Genomic DNA, 21,094 nt, shown 5'->3' with positions numbered 1-21,094 from the left:
CGCGTTTGGCATAATTATTAAAGTTAATAATAGTAGCTCTCTTCTTCACAATGCAAAAGTGTAACGTTTCGCTTTCTGGCAATGTCATGGTCTCCCAGGTCAGTGGACACTGGTCGTTTAAGGACGTGGGAAAATTTATTGCGATTTATAAACAGGGCATGGGTGAACGGCAGCTTACCCAGTGGGCTGACCTGGTCATTATGAGCGAAGGGTGGTCAATGGACGATCACGCTGTCGAACGCATGCAAAACTCCATTCGCAAAGCTTCCGAACAGGGGCTGAGTTGTGTGGCACTCGTTAATTTCTCCGAACAACCACTTTTAAATATGCAGTCCGAACTCGCGGAAATATACCGGGGTCTGGGCGTCGAGGTAAACTTCTTCGATGCACAGGATACTGCGCTTGAATGGCTTAAAAACCGTGGTTTCCATCAGGTGACCCCTGACGGTGAACAGGTCGATCTCCCGCTTTCTGAATCTGAACTAATGAACAAAAATTAGTCAGTTTTGGGCGGTGCAGGGCGAAACTGGTTGCCCTCACCGCTATTTGAAGGGTTTTTTCGCTTTTTTCTACTGAAACTTCCTTACATTTTATAGCCGATAAAGCTTCAGCGCGTCTGCATCGAATGTACCGTCGTCAAGATGGTCAATAATTTCTTCACTCACGGCATTCAGCACCGCCACAGGCAGGTCGTGTTGCTGTGCCAACGACTGCGGCTGCTGCATGGAAATGTTGTCGTTATAGTTAGCCATTACCGCAGCCCAGACGTAGGCCAGGCGAAAACGCTCTTGCTCCAAACCGATAGTCACCAGGGTGGCATAAATATCGTTATCCACCTGCTCACTGCTTTGATAAAGAGATAGCGCGCGGTACAGGGTTTCCACAGTGGCATCAAGATCGTCTTTGACCTGAATAGAAGCCAAATTAACCAACAACTCTGGATCCTTTACTTTGCCGGTGCGACTAAACAGCAAGAACCGTTCAAGTGCATCTTTATGGCCATACCTCGACCACTGGTAGTAAGACAGGTAGGGGTCTGCGGCATGGCGGGTTTCCCGCGATAAGCGATCAATTTCTTTGCGCGCCGTGAGTACCCCCTTTAATCGGGTGGCTTCTTTATCACGCACTTTTTTGTGCTCAATATGGGCAACCCGTTCAATGCAGGTCAGGTAGTCTTCAAATTTTACTAACAAGCCGTATTTGTGGGCCTGATCTTGCGCATCCTTATGATTAAATCGGTGGCGAATGATTTCAGCCTTTTCGTACCTGCACTGACTGTCCTGATTAAGATCGTGGCAGAAGTGGCCATGGGACTCACAAATTTCCCGTAATGTGGGTTCGAACATGTCACCGCAACCGGTGAGGCCAGCCAATGAAACCACTGCCGCCAGTCTGGTGAAGGTTGTGGAAAAATTACTAAATAATTTGCCGAAACCGGCAGTTTCAGTGGAGATATTGAAACTTTTCAACAATTTGGTCATCCCTGTGTGTTTAATTAAACTTACGCCCGTCGCCGTCGGACGTAGAACTTTACCTCAGTGTACCCTATAACAAGTCGTCCTGACGCGCCTGGTCCCATAATTTTACCCAATGAAGGCAAAAGAATGAATCAACAGTTTGAACAGGAATTACAGAGCAGTTGGCAAGAGCGTCAGGAATACGCAGAAATGATGTTGCCACTGATTGGCAAACTCTACCGAAACCACGCCGTTGAAATTTCTGTCTACGGACGTCCGCTGCTGAATGCGAGTGCTATCGATGTGATTAAAGCACACCGTAAAGTGCGCTTACACGAAGGCATTAAATTGCGGTTACGGGAAAGCTACCCCATTCTGCATGCACTGAGCACAATGAAGCTGGCACCGGCGCAAATTGATATTGGCAAGCTGGCCTTCGATTTTCATTACGGCGCAGCGGTTGATCAGGAAGATTTACAGGCGTATCTGCATAATCAGCTGGCTGAAGTGGTAGATAAAGACGATGAGCAGCAGCCACAGGACGTGGTGCTGTATGGCTTTGGCCGTATCGGTCGTTTGCTGGCACGGCTGTTAATTGAGCGTCAGGGTAAAAATAATAAGCTCCGCTTGCGCGCCATCGTGGTACGCGGCGGTCGTGACGGCGATTTAGAAAAGCGTGCCAGCCTGCTGCGCAGAGATTCTGTTCACGGTCCATTCAATGGCAGTATCACGGTTGACCATGAGCGCAACGCACTGAAAGCCAATGGCTCGTTTATTCAGGTCATTCATGCTAATAGCCCCGATGAAGTCGATTACACACAATACGGTATCGACAATGCCATTGTCATCGACAACACGGGTATCTGGCGTGATCGCGATGGTCTGGGACTACACCTGAAAGCCAAAGGAACCAGTAAAGCGATTTTAACGGCGCCGGGCAAAGGGGACATTAAAAACATCGTGCATGGTGTGAATGACGGCGATGTATTACCCAGCGACAACATTTTGTCGGCGGCCAGTTGTACCACTAACGCCATTACCCCGGTGTTAAAGGCGCTGGATGATGAGTACGGTATTGAAAATGGCCACGTAGAAACCGTCCATTCCTACACCAATGATCAGAATCTGATTGATAATTACCATAAGGGCGATCGCCGCGGGCGCAGCGCGCCGTTGAATATGGTAATTACAGAAACCGGCGCAGCCAAAGCGGTAGCGAAAGCCTATCCTAAGCTGGCCGGTAAGCTGACGGGTAACGCCATTCGGGTTCCGACCCCGAATGTCTCACTGGCAATTCTGAATCTGAACCTGAAGAAAACCACTGATCGCGTTGCAGTCAATGAGTTTCTGCGGGATACGGCGCTGTTCTCTGAGCTACAACATCAGATTGATTACACGGCCAGTAAAGAAATTGTCTCCACTGACCTGGTAGGCTCGCGGGCGGCGTCCGTGGTTGATTCACAAGCCACCATCGTGGCGGATAATCGCTTAACGCTGTACGTCTGGTACGACAATGAGTTTGGCTACAGCTGTCAGGTTATGCGGGTAGTCCGCGATATGGCAGGCCTGAGTTTCCCGACGTTACCGCGGTAACGCCTCATTATAGAAAACGCCGGCGTGGTGAACACTTCGCCGGCGTTTTTGATCTTACGCTTAAATTTTGCGCGGTAGTATCTGTACCAATTATCTGAAACGTAAAGATTCCGTTAATACGATGGGGTGTTAGCGTGGTATTCATCGGGGCGGATGTGCTAAATTACGTGCAAAATAACAAGGACCCGACAGAATATGCATATATCCAGTGAATTCGACAGTGGCAACATCAAGGTCGTCAAAGCCGACGATGCATCAGATATTGTCCTGACTATTCCCAATGATAATCAATCAGAATTTTATCAGTGGTTTCATTTTCGCCTGATAGGTGACGTGTTCGAAACCCACAATATTACGATTACCGAACTGGCCAAGTCTGCCTATCCTGATGGCTGGAAAGATTATCAGGCGCTGGCATCGTACGACCGGCACACCTGGTTTCGGGTGCCCTGTGAGTTTGACGGCGACAACCTGACGTTCTCCATTACACTGGAGCAGCCCAGCGTGTACTTCGCCTATTTCATCCCCTACAGCTATGAGCGCCATCTTGATCTAATTCATGATGCGCAGATGGCGCTGCATTGTGAGCACCGTTTCTTAGGACTGACCCTCGACGGTCGTGATATGAACATGCTGGTCATTGGTGAAGAAACACCGACGAAAAAGAAAATATGGGTGACAGCCCGTCAGCATCCCGGTGAGACAATGGCGCAGTGGTGTGCCGAAGGGCTTATTTACCGTTTGCTCGATGAGCAGGACGGTATTGCCAGACAGCTGCTTGAAGAGGCCGTATTTTATATAGTGCCAAATATGAACCCCGATGGCGGCGCCCGTGGCCACCTGCGTACTAATGCGGTGGGCACCAACCTGAACCGTGAGTGGGCCAACCCCACGGCAGAAAAGAGCCCGGAAGTATTGTACGTCATGAATGCTATGGCTGAGACAGGGGTAGACATGTACCTTGATCTGCATGGCGATGAAGCGCTGCCTTACAATTTTGTCGCGGGCGGCGAGGGCAATCCGTCGTATGATGATCGCATCGCCAAGCTGGAAGATAACTTCAAGCAGGCGCTGCTTACCGCCACGCCCGAATTCCAGGATACTTATGGCTATCCGAAAGACGCACCGGGTGAAGGTAACCTTACGGTTGCTGCCAATGCAGTCGGGGAAAAATACCACTGTCTGGCGTACACCGTGGAAATGCCGTTTAAAGACAATGCTAACCTGCCCGACGAAGCGTTTGGCTGGTCAGTGCACCGTTGTCAGCAACTCGGCGAAGATTTACTGGTAGCGGTAAACGCAGTCGTTAACGACTTACGATAATAACAATACTTAAAGCATAAAAAATAATAAGGGGAACTCAGCTTGGAAGGGTTATATAATTTTCTGGTGACTCTCGACGGGTTGCTGGGCGGGGCCGGGTGGTTTCCATTCGTTCTGCTTGGCGTCGGTTTGTTTTTCACTATTTACCTGAAATTTCCGCAAATTCGCTTTTTCAAACATGCGTGGCTGGTAGTAACCGGAAAGTTCGACCATAAAGGCGACCCGGGTGACACCACCCATTTTCGTGCATTAACTACGGCACTTTCGGGCACGGTTGGTACCGGTAATATCAGTGGCGTGGCGTTTGCCATATTCCTGGGAGGCCCGGCTGCACTGTTCTGGATGTGGGCGACCGCCTTTCTGGGGATGACCACAAAGTTTGTGGAAGTGACACTCTCTCATAAATACCGGGTCCAAACCGAAGACGGTACCATGGCCGGTGGACCCATGTATTACATGGATCGCCGTTTGAATATGAAATGGCTGGCGGTGGCCTTTGCTATTGCTACGGTTATCAGTTCGTTCGGAACCGGCAACTTGCCGCAAAGTAACGGGATTGCCCAGAGCATTGAAGCCACCTTTGGTTTTGAGCCTATGGTGGTGGGCAGTGTGCTGGCTATTTTACTGGCCCTGGTGATTCTTGGCGGCATTCAGCGGATTGCGGCGGTAACTGCGAAAGTGGTGCCGCTGATGGCGGTCGTATATCTGATTGGTGCATTTGCGGTGATTTTTGCCAACCTGGAAAACATTGGTCCTTCCTTTATGGCAGTTATCAGTGATGCATTCACAGGCTCTGCTGCCGCCGGCGGCTTCCTGGGCGCCTCACTGGCGTATGCATTTAACCGCGGGGTTAACCGGGGGCTGTTCTCGAACGAAGCCGGGCAGGGCTCTGCACCTATTGCGCACGCTGCGGCTAAGACCAAAGAACCAGCGTCAGAAGGGATGGTGTCATTGCTCGAGCCGTTTATCGATACCATCATGATTTGTACCATCACCGGTCTGGTTATTTTGTCGTCAGGCGTGTGGAAGGAGAAGCACGAGAATAACTTTGATCGCGCAGATATGTATTTTGTAGCGGGTCAGTACAGCGACAAGGATCAGGCTGATGTCAATGCATTGTACGGTTACCTTAATGATGAAGAGGGGAACGCAGTGCTGCCTTACACAGGCACTATTTCGGTAGTTAACGGCACGGCTGTCAGCAGCGGTTTCACACTGCTGAATGCCCGCTCTGTGGCAGAAGATGTCACCTACTCGGTAGGGTCAGAAGACCCATTCACCGGCACCCTGGAAATTAAGGACGGTAAGCCCGTCAAAGAAAATCTGGAAGTGACCGGTAAGTCATTGGTGCATTCCGCTGCGTTAACCACTATCGCATTTACCCGTGGACTGTTCGGAGACTTTGGACAGTACATAGTGTCTGTGGGGCTGATGTTGTTCGCCTTCTCAACGGCCATCGCCTGGTCCTATTACGGCGACAGGGCAATGACATACCTCTTAGGGCCACGTTCTGTCATGCCCTACAGGGTCATTTACGTGGCCGGATTCTGGTGGGCTGCGTTTTCTGACACCACGCTGGTGTGGGCAATGTCTGCCGTGGCCATAGTGGTGATGACCCTGCCCAACCTGTTTGGTATTATGTTACTGAGCAAAGAAATGAAGCAAACGGTTAACGATTACTGGAATCGAGTACACAAATAATCGTTAGCTGGTAAAATGCGTGGCAGTGCAAATGAGGTAGCCGTAGATTTTGCACTGTCACGCATTTTTTGTATTCGGTGATCTAAACAGTCTCGCAGACTGTTTTCTACTATGCTGACCATAGCTGCCCTGGTTACATACTCAAACGCTTAGACAGGAGCACTCCATGGCACTAATGAATTGTCCTTCGTGCAACAAGAAAACCTCAGATAAGGCCGAAACCTGCCCGCATTGTGGATTTGGAATTGGCAAAGCTTCCACGGAAGACATCGAACGTAAAAAGAGTCTTAAGCGGTTTCAAAAGCTGCAAAGCATTCAGAATCAGTCCCTCATCGCCATGCTTATCTTTGTCGCCGGTTTCGGTTTCATGTACTGGGGCGGTGCGCAACCCGGGGACCTGCAACACAATCTGGCAATGTTAAGCTGCGTGATTGGGTTTGTGTGGTACATAATAAACCGCGTAAGAATTGTATTAGTTAAACGAAGTGACTCATGAATATAGATGCCATGCTGGCCGCTATGACGCCAGACGTGTATGAGCGTCTGCGTCAGGCCGCAGAAACCGGTAAGTGGCCGGATGGTACGCCGCTTACTGATGAACAGAAAGAAACTACCCTGCATGCGGTAATGCTGTACCAGGCAAAGGTGGCACGGTCCACTGAGCACATGACGATCAATGCTGATGGTGAAATAGTGCATAAGCGCAAGCAGGATTTTAAAAAGGAGCTAGCACAACCAGAGGACGATGGGTCTACCATTGCACGGTTTAAACAGGATGATATTTAGTCGAATTCTTACCCCTCCCCATAAGAGCAAAGATCCAGCAAAGCGGATTAAAGCCGTAGAGAGTTTGTCCGCGGCAAAGCCTGCAGATAAGTCGGTGTTGCATGAGCTGGCATTCAATGATGCGGATGCTGATGTGAGTCTGGCCGCGCTGCACAAGCTTGATTCGTTCGCTCTGTGGCAAAAAATGTCCCAGATAGCCCGCAATGATAAAGTACAGCGCACGGCCCGGGGAAAAGTTGAATCTGCGTTATTTGATGCCAATGCACTGAACGATGCCGAACGAAAAACCTTTCTACTGGAATCCGCCCCGGTTGAATTAACGCTGCGCGTGCTAAACCAGCATCCGGCGCTGGTTGATGATCACGGCTTTATCCGCCAACTGGTGAATAAAGTGGGTCGCGCCAATTTTACGGAGCAGGTACTGATAGCTGCCGACGATGCCGGGCTGACCCGCGCATTGCTGTCTACCGAGTCTGACCCGCGCTGGTTAACCCGGCTGAGCAAGAAACTGAAAAATGCAGACAGTCAGGCATTTATTGAAGAAAAGCTGTCCGCAATTCGTGAGGCGCAAGACAGACCAGTACAGATTGAGAGAGACGCTACGCTGGTGTTGTCCAAGCTGTGGGCACTTATTGAAAAAAGCGATTTTCCTGACGTACAAGAGCAGCATCAGGAACTGGTCAGGGAATTTGATGAGTTGGCCGTAAGCTTTGATTGTCTTGACACCGAAACCCGCGCAGAACTTGACGGTAAATATCGCCGGATAGGAGAGCAGGTGAGCCGTCATCTGCAAACGCTGGAGCCTCAGTGGCGACAACAACGGGAAGCTGAACGCAGCGCACAGGCAATAGAGGCGGCGCAGACAGCGTTGAAAACGGCCCGGGAAGCGGTTGACTGGTTGTATCAAACGCGTTTGCACGAGGCGACGCTGGCAGAGGTGGAAGAGGTCAGTAATAAAGTACGCCGGCTAGAGGGCGAGAGCGATGTGCTGGCAAGTATTCAGCCTCAGCCCGCCATCATGAAAAAAGTCGTGGCCGCACAACAGTCACTGACCAAACAACTCGATGATTTTAGCGCTCAGCAGCAACAAGCTGTAAAGGCGCTGGATGTTCTTACTGAAATGGAAAAGTTGACCGACACGGGTGGGTCATACGAACAGGACTACCTGCCGCTTACAGAGCGCTGGCGTGAGCTAACCACCGGCTTACACGCCATCCCCCCTGAGTGGCAGCAACGCCGCCGCACCTGTCAGCACCACTGGCAGAAGCACAACGAGCAGCATAAAGCTGAAATGCAACAGGCTGTAAAACAATGCCGTAAGCATCTCAATGCGGTGGATAACCTGATTGCAAGCGGGCGGTTTCGTGCCGCCATGTCGCGCTTTGAAAAACTGCAGAATACGTTTAATGATTTGCCCGAAGCTGAACGGCAGCGCCTGAGCAAGCGGTACGGACAAGCCGAAGAGGCTGTGTCGCGACTTGAGGGGTGGCAACATTATCTGGCGGCCCCGCGTCGGCCAGAGCTCATTTCACAGGCCCGCGAGCTGGCAGCCAGCCCGGTCACCAATGTGCATGAGCGTGTGGAAAGCATTCGCTATTTACGCAAGCAATGGCAGTCATTGCATCTTTCTGGCAATGAAGATGATGTCGAAGCGGAGACCTTTAATGCGGTGCTGGAAGAGGCGTTTGCACCGTGTCGGGAATATTACGCTAAGCAGGAGCAATTGCGGCAGGACGCGGCAGAGCAGCGTACAGAGCTGGTGAATGCTGCTCGTGAGTTGTCGGAAAGTACAGCAGAAAACACCGCGGAACTGGCGGCCAGTGTGGAAAAGTTGCGCCAGAAATGGCGACAGGCGGGCAATATCGATCGTCAGCAATACCAGCAGTTGAAAAGCGAGTTTGATGATGCCTTGCGGCCAATTCAGCAACGTGTCGATGACTGGTACCAGCAGAATCGCCAGGCGAAACAGCGGCTGGTCGAACAGGTACGGGAATTGTCAGCAGCGGCAGAGCCAGAGCAAGCAGCGCGTCAGGCACAGCAGTTACAGCAGCAGTGGAAAGAGGTGGGGCATGCAGGCCGCCGTTACGAAACGAAACTGTGGCAGGCCTTCAGAGATGCCAATGATACCCTGTTTTCCACTTTAAAAGACCAGCGACGGCAACAACGTCAGGCGGGCGACGCCGGACTGCAAGAGTGGCTCCAAAAAGCAAACTCGTTTGGCGATGAGATTACTGCGTCTTCTCTGGATGAAAACAATGAAAAGCTTCAGGCGCTCGCTGCAGAGCTGGCCGCATTACCTGACGCTGTGCGGCAAAAAGGCCGGCGTAAGCTCGACGCCCTAGAGCATCAACTGAAAAAAACGGAACGTCAGCAGCAGGCGCAGCAGCAGCGGCAAAAATATACTGCACTTGCTGAACTGCTCAGCGTGGCACCGGGCGAAAGCATAGACGCACTCGGTGAACTTCCGCAGTGGCAACAGCTTGACAGACAGTGGCAAAAGAACCTGCGTGAAGCCGGTGGTGACGAGCAGAGCCGGCATAAGCTGACGGTTGCACTGGAGATGGAACTTTCACGCCCGACGCCTGAGCACGATGTCAGTTTGCGCCAGGAGTTACAGCTTGCGCAGTTATCTGCCAGGCTGGAGCGTGGCGAGCGCTGGTCAACAGACTCGCTCATCAGTGCCTGGCTGGCCCATGGGGTACCTGCAACATCGGAGCATGAACTCACCGTCCGGTTTACCCGCTGTCTGGAAGTTCTTGCCCGTAGCGGGGAGGCTCAGGATGGATAATAATATTGAGTTTGCGTTTCCCTCAGAGCGCCTTGCGTACCGGTTTCTGAATACTGTCAGACACTTCGATGCAGAGGCACTGAAAGTGCGCTATGGCCGGAATAATCATCACGTGGCTGTGTCGTACAGGTATAAGGTGGGTGAGTTTGACGCCACCTTATCTCAGCTAGATGATCTCGCCCGGGAACTGCAAGGTGAGGAAGTAAGCTGAACTAACCCTTCACATTATTGGTGGCCGCACCCTGGGTTTGGTTGCGGCCATTATGTTTGGCGCGGTACAACGCGTTATCCGCTCGTTCGAATACGTCCTCAAAGGTGTCTCCCGGACGGCTGCTGGCAATGCCAGCACTGATTGTCATCTCACACGGCAATACAGTAAGCGCATTGATATGGGCGTGCAGTCGCTGGCCTATCTGGCCTGCCACTGACGGCGCTGTGTCTGGTAATAACACCACAAACTCGTCGCCGCCGAACCGGGCCAAAATATCAGCAGGGCGCAGTACTTCTCTGGCCGCTTCACAGACGCATTGCAATGCTTTGTCGCCAGCCTGATGGCCGTGCTGGTCATTAATCTGTTTAAACCTGTCCACATCAAAAATGATCACAGAAACCGGGCGATGGGCAGCTTCGGCGCGAGTAAAGACGTGGCTGGCATGTTCGAATAAAGCATCACGTGACGCCGCCGAGGTAAGCGTATCGGTACCAACACGCCGCTCAAGTTCGGTATTATCAGCCACCAGTTTGGGCAAGGCGAGGGCGAATAAAACGTTACTGGCAATGACAATGATCGCAAACTGATACACCATGACATAGTCTGTCAATGACCACAGGGCAACCAGAAACGCAATCAGAAAGCTGGAAAACGCCAGACTGATTACATTGGCGAGTGGACTTTCAGTGCAAGCCATCCACATGTGGCTGACCGCAAGAAAGAAGATCGCAAATGCGCTTTCCATCGTGTTTAAGGTCGCAGCCAACAGCATACTGACTATCACAATTGCTATATTCAATAGGGCCTTGGCATACAGGATCCCCCCTTTGTGACCGTGAGCATTGGCGTACAAGTAGGCCTTTAGAGAGAAGGACGAGCCGGGATAGAGCGTTCTCAATATTGGCAGGAAAAACGGCGTAATGACCACGACACCGGCTAAGTCACCAATCCAGTACGTAAACCAGGTACCCGCAATCTCGTCCGGCGTCATCATGCCGGTGCTGGTGAGGGCTAGCATTCCCAAGCCGGTAGCCAACAGTGTGGTGGTTAATGCGCTTAACACGAATGACAGTATGAGGATAGGCAATTGCCCGGGAGCGTATTGCGATACACGACGCACAATCCAGGCACCGGCAGAGTAGGGGGCCAAATGGGCTGTGGCGAAGGCCAAACCGGCTATTAGCTGTTCACTCAGAGAAAGCGGGATATCATAAAAGGCCGCTGCCCAAAAGGTAATCAGCACCGCGGCTATTGACAGGGGGAGCAATGCGCTTCGCCCGGCAACCAGTAACGCAGCAAAGCTTAAGCCTGCAGCGGGGAACCACACACTGGCGTGAGTATGTAATTCACCGAGCAGCCCCACTTGCCACACCGCCAACCACAACAGACATATCATTCCGCCACGCCGGGCAGGGGAGCGCCAAAGCTGACATCCTAAAGAAACACGATTTTGAGGTTGTAGTGCTGCAGTCACAACTGTTATCCGTAGTAATTACGGTTTACATACTACCGCAAACATGCTCAAAAAGTACCCGAAATAATGAATCAGGTATTAGCCGGAATACCCTATCTCAACATCGTACCCCGCGTATTTGCGCATGTTAATCACCCGGTCACCGTCGAGTAACCAGTATTGCCCTTTAATACCCTGCAACGTTCCACTGAACTCAGGTGTTTTATCCAGGTTTATAGATTTGATTTTCTCAGGATATTGCTCAACCGGGTAATGTATTGCCACTGGATCCGCTGTTACTGTGCTAAGTGCCTGTAGACCTTTCTTCTGCTGTAACTCGTCCAGCTGGGGTTGTATTTCAGACAGGATTCGGTCGCGGGTGGCCACCAGGTCAGCACTGTCAGGCTCTCCTTTGAGCATGGTGCGCCAGTTGGTCTTATCCGCGATATGTTGTTTGCACAGCGTTTCAACCTCTCCGCTGGTCAGTCTGTCTTTTACCCGCAGGATCACCATCGCTTCACTGGCACCCTGATCCATCCAGCGTGAGGAAACCACGTCAGAGACGTGGCGGGTAATACCCACTTTGAGGGTGCCCGTATTGGCAAGGTAGACGAAATGATCGGTCAGGCAGTGCTGCTCGCCCCACTCGGGCTCTCGGCACGTGCCTTCGTGATAATGGCACTGCTCAGGTTTGATGATACAGCTGTCACACTGTGCCAAGGTGATAAGGCAACGGTAACAGTAACCCTGGTTAAAGCTTTTCTTGGTTTTACTATTGCAGTGAACACAGTAGATATTACCGGAGTAGGTTAACGACACCTCGGTGCCAATCAGCTCGTTCATATCGATGAGGTTTTCACCCACGGGTAACTGATACTGCACCACGTGTGCATCATCCACATGCACCCGCATTTTACGCAGAGTTCCTTGAGTCACGGTCATAGTTTGTTACTCGCTTAGTTCGCCGCGCAGGTCGCGGACCAGCATGGCTTTACGTTCATCAAAAGTCAGGGGTTTACTTAACAGGTAATGGAGTTTGGCTAATGCGGCTTCTGGCGTCATGTCACTGCCTGACAGCACGCCGGCTTCCAGCAGGCCATGCCCGGTCGCATACCCCCCCATGTTAACCCGGCCCCGCAGGCACTGTGTACAATTCAACACAGGGATTTCCCGTTCCCTCGCATACTGCAGCTGAGCATATAACGCGTCGCTTTGCGGGGCATTGCCCACGCCATAACTTAACAAAATTAACGCATTCACCGGTTGCTGAAGGGTGTTTTTGAGTACCTCTGGCGCAATGCCCGGATACAGACTCACCAGGCCGATGGGCTGGGCAGACACTGGCGAAACGCGCAACGGCTCGGCGCTTTCTTTAGCCAGTTTACCGGCTTTCAGTCGTATATTGATGCCAGCCTCCAGCAGCGGAGGAAAGTTAGGGGAATCAAAGGCATTAAACCCATCTGCATCCACTTTGCGGCTACGATTACCCCGTAGCAGACGGTTATTGAAAAACAAACTAACTTCCGCGATAGGAAAATTTGCCGCAATATACAGGGCGTTTAACAAGTTTACCTGGCCATCAGAACGGAGCTCAGCCAGCGGTATCTGAGAGCCTGTGACAATGACCGGTTTGGCGAGGTTTTCCAGCATAAAACTTAGCGCTGACGCTGTGTATGCCATGGTGTCCGTACCATGCAGAATAATAAAACCGTCGTAATCGTCATAGTTGTCGGCGATATCATCAGCGATCTGCTGCCAGTGAGCCGGGTTCATATCTGAGGAGTCGATTAAGTCGTCGTACTCCTTAATCGTAAATGCCGGCATCTCAGGGCGATGAAATTCTGGCATGTCGGCCAGCGTGCGGTTCAGGAAGCCAGCCGCTGGCACATAGCCCTGGCTTGATGGCTTCATACCAATGGTGCCGCCTGTGTAGGCAATATAAATATGTTTACGCATGGGGAGAGCCTTTGCTTTTTCGCGTTATTGTATCAGGCCGACTTCTGATGTCATCTGTTGGCGCTAAATGACTTGTATTTAGACCGGTAGCGTGACGACAATGTGAAAATTGCTGGGGGGATTACCGATGAAGATATTATTAAGTCTGGTTATGCTGGTGTGGTGGGCGAGTGCAGTGGGGGCGCAGCCGGCTGATGGAGATGAGCTATTGCCCCTGCGGGAGCGTGCGAAGGTTATCGACGCATTTACGCGGGCCAGAGCAGCGCAGGTTTTACCTGATCTAATGGCCCGGGAACATATCGATATGTGGGTACTGATAGCACGGGAGTATAATGAAGATCCCGTGCTGGAAACCATGTTGCCCGCCACCTGGATGTCAGCCCGGCGCAGAACAATCCTGGTAATTTACGCGCCGCCCGAAGGACAGCCGCTGGAATTCTATGCGGTGGCCCGTTATAAAGTGGGTACCCTGTTCCAGCCTGCCTGGGACACCCGCAACACCCCTGATCAGTATCAGGCGCTCGCAGCGCTAATCCGCGCCCGACAGCCGGCGCGTATCGGAATTAATCAGTCTGATCACTTTGGTTTGGCCGACGGTATCGCCGCCACCGAACTGGCCGCCTTGCGAGAGGCATTGCCGGAAGGTTATCAGAACCGCCTGGTAAGTGCTGAAAAACTGACCGTCGGTTGGCTGGAAACCCGGCTACCTCAGGAGCTGCCTTATTATAAGCAGTTAACCCGCATAGGACACGATATGATTGCCACTGCGTTTTCAGATGCCGTTATTACGCCAGGCGTCACCTCCACCGAAGACGTTGAATGGTGGCTACGTGAAGAAACCCAGAAAAGGCATCTGGATAACTGGTTTCACCCCAGCGTATCATTGCAACGACAAGCCACCGGTGCTGGTAAAGATTTTAGTCATAAAGATGCAGCGCAAATAATCCGCCGCGGGGATTTGTTACATGTAGACTTTGGGGTACGTTACCTGGGATTACATTCAGACCAGCAGCAACATGCCTACGTGCTAAAAGACAACGAGCAATCAGCGCCCCTTGCGTTAACTAAGGCGTTGGCGACAGGCAATAAGTTACAGGATATTCTTACTGATGCATTTCGGGCAGGGCGCCGCGGTAATGATATTCTCGCGCACGCCAGGCAGACGGCCATAGCGCAGGGCATCACACCCACTATTTACAGCCATCCTATAGGTTTGCATGGTCATGGTGCGGGAACCACTATTGGTATGTGGGATGCCCAGCAGGGCGTAGCAGGCAGCGGTGAATATACGATGCGGCCCAACACCCTGTATGCCATCGAGCTTAATGCCAAAGTAGACCTGGCGTCCTGGGACCAACCCGTGCGGATCATGCTTGAGGAACAAGCGTTTTTTGATGGCGACAAGGTATCTTATCTTGATGGCCGGCAAACTCGCTTACACCTTATTTCATCCAGGGACTAACCGGCTGTCTTTTCAGGTTTGCAGGAGCGGTCAGTAAAGTGAAGCCTGGCATGCTGTGAAATCAACCTGGACATCTCTGGCAATACTGCTATTTGCCATGTAAGTGCCGGATTTTCATAGTAACCCTGCCAGAATTAAGGTTACCTGCCTGAAATTTTTTGGCATACTAAGAAAAAATAATAAGTGTGACCTGCAGTGGTAATGCAAAAGAAACAGGGAAGTCTGGTATGTGTAGGGCCCGGAATGACGCTGGGCGCGCACATGAGTACACGCTGTAAATCGTTAATTGAAGGCGCCGATGTGGTGTTTTCCAACTGCCACCCCCTAATGGAGCAGTGGATAAGCGACATGCACCCGGATGTACGTTCATTACAACGGTTTTACGCCGAACATAAAGATCGCCGCATTACTTACCGGGAGATGCTAGCTGAAATGCTGGCTGAAGTGCGTGCTGGCAAGCGCGTCGTCGCGGCTTTCTACGGCCACCCTGGTGTATTTGCCCGCGTTCCTCATCAGGCTATTGCAACCGCACGCGCGGAAGGTTTTGACGCGCGCATGGAGCCAGGAATTTCAGCTGAAGACTGTTTGTATGCCGATATGGGCATTGATCCCGGTTATTACGGTTGTCAGCATTATGAAGCCAGTCAGGTAATGTTTTACCGGCGCCAGTTGGATCCCTCTGCATATCTGATTTTATGGCAAATTGCCCTTGCCGGCGATATCAGTATCGCCAAACGGTTAAGCAGTGCGGATGAACGACGCATTCTGGTATCGCTGCTCGAGCGGCATTATCCGGCTGAGCATCAGGTGGCGCTTTATGAGTGCCCCACGTTGATCACCGATCGTGTGCGAATTGAATGGCTTCCATTATCCGAACTACCCACGGCTGACCTCACGCCAGTGACTACACTGGTAGTTCCGCCGTCAGAAACCATGCAGCCAGACGAAGAAACAGTACAGAAAATAAAACAATTAAACGCTACCGAAATAGTGTAGCGGCAGCCCGCGAGGGCACTTCGGGCAGAACCTATGCCTGGCTACTAAGGAGAGAGCAATGAGTACCGTAAATTTACTGGTTAAACTGGCAGAGCAGGGCGCCGTCGCCGATGATATTACCTTAACTGAACAACAAAAGCGGGCAGTCAATGGCTTGAAAAGCAGTGTCGCGCCTTTGCATGCAATGTTGTCAGTGTCTGAACCGCACGAACCCACTCAACCAACGCCTGAACCTGATGATACGCCAGAGAAAGACAAGGTTGCGTAAACTCGCTTCTTTTTTTGGTCTGGTATGCCTGTTGACTGTCTGCCTGGCTGGTGGTGTACAGGCCGCAAGCCATGATGATCTAGTTGCCATAGAAGCATTACGGGTATCGGACCCGGTTAGTGCGAGAGTGATGCTTGATGACATAGATGTAAGTGCGTTATCCGCCGACGAAAAAATTCACTACCGCTATCTGCAAGTGTACTTTTCCACCTACGATGGTGACCTTGCTGAAACCCTCGCCGGTTACCACGCCCTGTTAGAAGATGCCCGTGGGCACCATATAGAAGTTCGTCTGCTGGTTTCGTTAATCGGGCTGTCTGTGTACAGCTCAGAATGGTCGCAAAGCTTTGCTCTCGCCGAGAAATTGGAAGCCATGATCCCAGAGGTGGATCCCCGTTCAAAAATTGATGTTTACCGGGGGCTTACCGTTTTTCATGTGGAAATAGACCAGCATGCCATGGCGCGCTTCTACATTGATAAAATTTTAGAGTCTGAGGAGGCCAATGACGCTGAGCGCTGTATCGCCATGGCACACAAAGCGGAATCAAGTTATCGGGCGAATTCCCGGGACTTATCTCAGCAAGTTTTTGAAGATGCTATAGCACTGTGTCAGGAGGCTGAACAGTATTTTTATGTCGCTTACGCGGGCTCGTTTTATTATCGCTACCTGGTGATGATAGAAGATATTTACATGGCTGAAGAGGTCGATAAACAAATTGCTGCGATCCTCAAAGACATGGATTTTATTCACATGGATACCACCCAACAGGCAGCCAGAGCGCGGCTGGCGTTGCTTAAAGGGGATTATCAGCAAGCCCGTCAGCTGGCACTGGAAGTATTGGAAAGTGATCGGGAGCAAGAATACCGGCCACCAATTTTAAAAGCGTTGGATGTGCTGGCCAAAGTAGAGAAAGCGGAAGGCAACTACCAGGATGCGGTGGCCTATCTGGAGATGAAAATTGCCACCCGGGACGATTACCATACGGCCGAGGTTGCCCGCTCACTGGCGATGCAACGGGCTAAGTTTGATCTTAGTCGCAAAGAGAGCCAGATAGCCCTGATGGATCAGAAAAACAAACTGGCTGCAGCACGGGCAGAGAAGTTGTATCTTGCACTTATCCTCTCCTCTGTGATGTTATTCGGGCTGCTGATGTGGTCTTACCGTAGCCGTAAAGTGCAACAAAAGCTGCGGCATCTTGCCCGCACCGACTCCCTTACCCAAATTTACAATCGCGGTTATTTTGCGGAACGGGCTGAGCGACTCTTAAAGAAAACCCAACAGCAGAATGGCGTGCTCAGTGTTGCGCTATTGGATCTTGACCACTTTAAACAAATTAACGATACCTACGGCCATCAGATAGGAGACTGGGTATTACGGGAAGTGGTGCGGGCCATGCAGGCCGTTTGCGACGAGAACTGTATGCTTGGCCGCATGGGCGGTGAGGAGTTTGCAATTCTGATTACCGATGCGGACGCCCAACAAGGGCTGGCAGTGGCGGAAGAATGCCGGGAGGCTATCGAAGCCATTGACTCCACCCCCAGCGGGCATCAGTTTACCCTCACAGCCAGTTTCGGCGTGGCAGATACCCGGCAGGTCGGCTTTAACTTCGAAAACCTGTCTTCAGCAAGCGACCTGGCCTTGTATCAGTCAAAGCAATATGGCCGCAACCGGGTGTACGAATATGACAGCACGCTGAAGCCTATTTAGGCTGCCAGCAGATACAAAAAATCCCGCGAAAGCGGGATTTTTTCTTTATAGGTGAGGTGGTTATTTAACTTCTTTGCCGGCGGCTTGCTGGTCGGCGTGGTAACTTGAACGTACCATAGGTCCACAGGCAGCATGTGAGAAACCAATGGATTTCGCGTACTCACCCAGTGCATCGAACTCGTCCGGATGAACGTACTTTTTCACCGGGAAGTGATGGCGGCTTGGTTGTAAATACTGACCCAGTGTCAGCATGTCGACACCATGCTCACGCAGGTCCCGTAAAACGCCCTGGATTTCTTCACTGTTTTCACCCATGCCCATCATCAGGCCGGATTTGGTACGAATTTCCGGATGCTGTTCCTTGAACTTTTTCAGCAAGTCCAGCGACCATTGGTAGTTGGCACCGGGCCGGCATTCGCGATAAAGACGGGGGATGGTTTCAAGGTTATGATTGAAGACATCGGGTAAACCCTGCTGAAATATCTCCAGAGCACGGTCCATACGTCCGCGGAAGTCCGGTACCAGCACTTCAATGGTGGTCTCCGGGCTGTGTTCGCGAATGGCATTGATACAATCGACGAAATGCTGAGCTCCGCCATCCCGCAGGTCGTCCCGGTCCACCGACGTTATTACCACATAGTTCAGCTTCATCTCTGCAATGGTGGTAGCCAGCTTTAAAGGTTCTTCAGCACTTGGCGGTAACGGCTTACCGTGGGCCACGTCGCAGAAAGGACAACGCCGGGTGCAGATATCACCAAGGATCATAAACGTGGCAGTACCGTGATTAAAACATTCAGCCAGGTTCGGACAACTTGCTTCTTCGCATACCGAATGCAAATTGTTTTTGCGTAACGTTTTCTTTATGTGATCGATGCGATCGGTTGTGCGTGGCAGCTTGATTTTAATCCACTCAGGCTTGCGCAGCATTTCCTCTTTCTCTGTCGGTACTATAGTGACAGGGATGTGTTTAACTTTTTCATCGTCGCGGAGCTTTACCCCGGCTTTAGGTCGTGCGTTACTCATCGAAACCTTCTTTGTTGTGGATGTTCTGGATACCCAGTTCTGACAGAAGCAGGGATACCAGCGCCGAGCCAGCAGCTTCCAGCGTCTCGACGCCGCCCAAACGGGCAGTGTCTGTCATTTCCATTCCCGCATAACCGCAGGGGTTGATGCGCTGAAACGGCGACAGATCCATATTAACATTTAGTGCCAGTCCATGGAATGAGCAGCCTCGACGGATACGTAACCCCACCGAGCATACCTTACGCTCATCAACATACACCCCGGGGGCGTCTTTTTTCGCGTAAGCGTCAACATTGTCCCGTGCGAGTAGTTTAATAACCGCATTTTCCATGGCATTAACCAGGTGTCTGACACCCAGTTTGCGTCTCTTTATGTCCAGCAGCAGGTAAATCACCTGCTGTCCGGGGCCGTGATAGGTGACCTGACCGCCCCGGTCTACCTGCACCACCGGAATATTGCCGGGCATCAGAATATGCTCAGCTTTACCCGCCTGACCCTGGGTAAATACCGGGTCGTGTTCTACCAGCCAAATTTCATCGGCGGTGTTTTCATCACGGGTATCGGTTAACGCCTGCATGTGTTGCCACACCGGTTCATACGCCTGGCGGCCCAATTGCCTGACTATCAGCGGGCTACTGTTCTTTGTCACTTACAGTACTACTCTTACCAGTTCCAGCTTGGCTAACTCGGTGTAAATGGTTTCCATATGGTCTTTACTGGTTACCCTTACTGACACCGATACCGAGTGATAGTTACCCTTACTGCTTGGCTTCACGGTGGGGGCGTAATCGCCGGGTGCATGTTCCTGCAGGCAGGCCACTACCTGTGCCGGCAGATCTTCATGGGCCACGCCCATGACTTTGAATGTCTGGTGTGTCGGAAAGTCCAACAGCTCATCAAATCGGGTATCCATCAGGGATCCTTTACAATACGGGAGTAAAAACAAAAACGGCCGGATTATAACAATCTGGCCGTCCGTGAACTAGTGGTGTGGGTGTTTTAGTCCTCAAACCCCAGTTGCAGTAGTACGTAATCCTTGATGCGGTCAAACCAGCCGCCCTGTTGCACTTCCTGGAGCGTAACCAGCGGATAGCGCGCCACATCTTCGCCGTCCAGCTGAATGTACAGGGTGCCCACTACCTGACCCTTGGCCAGCGGCGCTTCCAGTTTCTTATCCAGCTCAAAATTGGCCTCGAGGTTCTTCGCCTGCCCACGGGGAATGGTTATGGGGGTAGATTGGTTAATTCCAAGATCTACTGTTTCCCGATCCCCCATATAAATACGGTGTGCAACGAAGCTGTCGCCCGCCTGATACGGGGTGACCGTTTCATAGAAACGGAAGCCATAACGAAGCAGCTTTTTGTTTTCTACCTTACGGGCGCGCTCGCTGTCGGTTCCCATTACCACTGAAATAAGACGCATATCGCCTTGCGCCGCTGATGTGATCAGGCTGTAACCGGCATCTGACGTGTGACCCGTTTTAATACCGTCTACATTCAGGCTTTTATCCCACAACAGGCTGTTGCGGTTATATTGCTTAATGCCGTTGTAGGTAAATTCTTTTTCACTGTAAATGTCATACATTTGCGGTGTTTCATTGATCAGTGCTTTAGACAGTATGGCCATATCACGGGGGGACGTGTAATGGTCCGGGTCGTGCAGACCGTGACTGTTCACAAAGTTACTGGCGGTCATGCCCAGTGACGCTGCGTGAGCATTCATCATGCTGGCAAATGCGCTTTCCGAGCCCGCAATATGTTCGGCGATAGCCACACACGCATCATTACCAGACTGTACGATAATGCCACGTAACAGCTCGCTGACTTTAACTTTAGTGCCTACTTCGATAAACATTTTAGAGGAGTCCGGGAATTTCTTTGCCCAGGCATTTTCGGAGATGGTCACTTCGTCATCCAGGCTGATATTACCCGCCTGTAATTCTTTGCCTACCACATAGACTGTCATGATTTTGGTCAGGCTGGCCGGAGCCAGTTGCATATCGGCATTTTGCTCCGCAATGAGGTGCCCGGTTTCGTGATCCATCAGCACAAAGCCTTTGGCCGAAACATTGGGGGCAGGTGGCGTCACCACGACGGCCGTTGCTGACGCAGTTGCCAGCATGAGCAGCATGCAGAGACTTGCCAGAATTTGAGCGAAGGTAGTCGGTTTAGCGCACTTTAATTGTTTATACATGATTCTTTTACTGTTCTACCGTTTACAAAGGTGAATGTGATCTCGTGGAGTTTACCGCAAGCCCTGACGTTGGACTAGCTCTCATGGGAAAAGTTTACCTGAATGGGCGACGAACGCGAGCCTTAAACGGTCACGCCCCTGATAAGTCAGGTCAGTGCCATAATTTAGCCACATTT

General features: G+C 51.4%; 20 protein-coding genes. 12 read left to right on the top strand and 8 right to left on the bottom strand.

The genetic code is table 11. The annotated features are described in order from the left end of the window. Positions 1–50 precede the first annotated feature (50 nt). A complete protein-coding gene (locus OCL06_RS07080) occupies positions 51–500 on the top strand; it encodes a hypothetical protein (RefSeq protein ID WP_262993033.1) in 450 nt (149 codons plus the stop codon). A 90-nt stretch (positions 501–590) separates the two neighbouring features. Here OCL06_RS07080 and OCL06_RS07075 read toward each other — a convergent pair whose 3' ends face one another. Beyond that, on the bottom strand, positions 591–1,481 hold the full coding sequence (locus OCL06_RS07075; protein WP_262993032.1) for a DUF2989 domain-containing protein: 891 nt from the start codon (positions 1,479–1,481) through the stop codon (positions 591–593). A gap of 123 nt (positions 1,482–1,604) precedes the next feature. Between OCL06_RS07075 and OCL06_RS07070 the strand changes: the two genes are divergently transcribed. From OCL06_RS07070 to OCL06_RS07040, 7 genes are all read left to right on the top strand, one after another. Beyond that, a complete protein-coding gene (locus OCL06_RS07070; RefSeq protein ID WP_262993031.1) occupies positions 1,605–3,050 on the top strand; it encodes a glyceraldehyde-3-phosphate dehydrogenase in 1,446 nt (481 codons plus the stop codon). Positions 3,051–3,245: 195 nt separating this feature from the next. Next, a complete protein-coding gene (locus OCL06_RS07065; RefSeq protein ID WP_262993030.1) occupies positions 3,246–4,373 on the top strand; it encodes a M14 family metallopeptidase in 1,128 nt (375 codons plus the stop codon). A gap of 42 nt (positions 4,374–4,415) precedes the next feature. Further along, complete coding sequence (locus OCL06_RS07060; RefSeq protein ID WP_262993029.1) at positions 4,416–6,074, top strand: alanine/glycine:cation symporter family protein; 1,659 nt, start codon at positions 4,416–4,418, stop codon at positions 6,072–6,074. A gap of 166 nt (positions 6,075–6,240) precedes the next feature. Continuing rightward, positions 6,241–6,570, top strand: coding sequence for a zinc ribbon domain-containing protein (locus tag OCL06_RS07055; RefSeq protein ID WP_262993028.1), 330 nt, complete (start codon positions 6,241–6,243; stop codon positions 6,568–6,570). After that, positions 6,567–6,860, top strand: coding sequence for a YeaC family protein (locus tag OCL06_RS07050; RefSeq protein WP_262993027.1), 294 nt, complete (start codon positions 6,567–6,569; stop codon positions 6,858–6,860). Before OCL06_RS07055 ends, OCL06_RS07050 begins: the two co-directional genes overlap by 4 nt. Further along, positions 6,850–9,648, top strand: coding sequence for a DUF349 domain-containing protein (locus tag OCL06_RS07045; RefSeq protein ID WP_262993026.1), 2,799 nt, complete (start codon positions 6,850–6,852; stop codon positions 9,646–9,648). The genes OCL06_RS07050 and OCL06_RS07045 overlap by 11 nt, the downstream gene beginning before the upstream one ends. Continuing rightward, complete coding sequence (locus tag OCL06_RS07040) at positions 9,641–9,859, top strand: hypothetical protein (RefSeq protein WP_262993025.1); 219 nt, start codon at positions 9,641–9,643, stop codon at positions 9,857–9,859. Before OCL06_RS07045 ends, OCL06_RS07040 begins: the two co-directional genes overlap by 8 nt. A gap of 1 nt (position 9,860) precedes the next feature. Here the strand turns inward: OCL06_RS07040 and OCL06_RS07035 are convergent, their stop codons facing one another. From OCL06_RS07035 to ansA, 3 genes are all read right to left on the bottom strand, one after another. Beyond that, positions 9,861–11,255, bottom strand: coding sequence for a GGDEF domain-containing protein (locus tag OCL06_RS07035; RefSeq protein ID WP_262993024.1), 1,395 nt, complete (start codon positions 11,253–11,255; stop codon positions 9,861–9,863). A 156-nt stretch (positions 11,256–11,411) separates the two neighbouring features. Then, complete coding sequence (locus OCL06_RS07030; RefSeq protein WP_262993023.1) at positions 11,412–12,254, bottom strand: DUF2797 domain-containing protein; 843 nt, start codon at positions 12,252–12,254, stop codon at positions 11,412–11,414. A 6-nt stretch (positions 12,255–12,260) separates the two neighbouring features. After that, complete coding sequence (gene ansA / locus OCL06_RS07025; RefSeq protein ID WP_262993022.1) at positions 12,261–13,268, bottom strand: asparaginase; 1,008 nt, start codon at positions 13,266–13,268, stop codon at positions 12,261–12,263. 127 nt (positions 13,269–13,395) lie between these two features. On the opposite strand from ansA, the gene OCL06_RS07020 reads away from it, so the two are divergent. From OCL06_RS07020 to OCL06_RS07005, 4 genes are all read left to right on the top strand, one after another. Continuing rightward, positions 13,396–14,730, top strand: a complete 1,335-nt coding sequence (locus OCL06_RS07020) for a M24 family metallopeptidase (RefSeq protein WP_262993021.1) — start codon at positions 13,396–13,398, stop codon at positions 14,728–14,730. A 201-nt stretch (positions 14,731–14,931) separates the two neighbouring features. Continuing rightward, positions 14,932–15,726, top strand: coding sequence for an SAM-dependent methyltransferase (locus OCL06_RS07015; protein WP_262993020.1), 795 nt, complete (start codon positions 14,932–14,934; stop codon positions 15,724–15,726). Between the two features lie 58 nt (positions 15,727–15,784). Next, positions 15,785–15,994 carry a hypothetical protein gene (locus tag OCL06_RS07010; RefSeq protein WP_262993019.1) on the top strand — a complete coding sequence of 70 codons (210 nt, stop codon included), beginning with the start codon at positions 15,785–15,787 and terminating at the stop codon, positions 15,992–15,994. Beyond that, the gene (locus OCL06_RS07005; RefSeq protein WP_262993018.1) at positions 15,987–17,702 is read left to right on the top strand and encodes a GGDEF domain-containing protein; all 1,716 of its coding nucleotides are present in this window, start codon (positions 15,987–15,989) and stop codon (positions 17,700–17,702) included. The genes OCL06_RS07010 and OCL06_RS07005 overlap by 8 nt, the downstream gene beginning before the upstream one ends. A gap of 60 nt (positions 17,703–17,762) precedes the next feature. Here OCL06_RS07005 and lipA read toward each other — a convergent pair whose 3' ends face one another. The 4 genes from lipA to OCL06_RS06985 all read right to left on the bottom strand — a co-directional run bounded on the left by lipA (position 17,763) and on the right by OCL06_RS06985 (position 20,855). Beyond that, a complete protein-coding gene (lipA, locus tag OCL06_RS07000; RefSeq protein WP_262993017.1) occupies positions 17,763–18,725 on the bottom strand; it encodes a lipoyl synthase in 963 nt (320 codons plus the stop codon). Next, the gene (gene lipB, locus OCL06_RS06995; RefSeq protein ID WP_262993016.1) at positions 18,718–19,374 is read right to left on the bottom strand and encodes a lipoyl(octanoyl) transferase LipB; all 657 of its coding nucleotides are present in this window, start codon (positions 19,372–19,374) and stop codon (positions 18,718–18,720) included. Before lipB ends, lipA begins: the two co-directional genes overlap by 8 nt. Further along, positions 19,375–19,641 carry a DUF493 family protein YbeD gene (gene ybeD, locus OCL06_RS06990; RefSeq protein ID WP_262993128.1) on the bottom strand — a complete coding sequence of 89 codons (267 nt, stop codon included), beginning with the start codon at positions 19,639–19,641 and terminating at the stop codon, positions 19,375–19,377. Between the two features lie 83 nt (positions 19,642–19,724). Further along, the gene (locus OCL06_RS06985; RefSeq protein ID WP_373318456.1) at positions 19,725–20,855 is read right to left on the bottom strand and encodes a serine hydrolase; all 1,131 of its coding nucleotides are present in this window, start codon (positions 20,853–20,855) and stop codon (positions 19,725–19,727) included. Positions 20,856–21,094: the final 239 nt, after the last annotated feature.

The organism is Alteromonas salexigens (genome assembly GCF_025628895.1).
GTDB classification, from domain to species: Bacteria; Pseudomonadota; Gammaproteobacteria; order Enterobacterales; family Alteromonadaceae; genus Alteromonas; species Alteromonas salexigens.
Note: the sequence above shows the minus strand (reverse complement) of the source record. Positions and strands in the feature narration are given on the sequence as shown.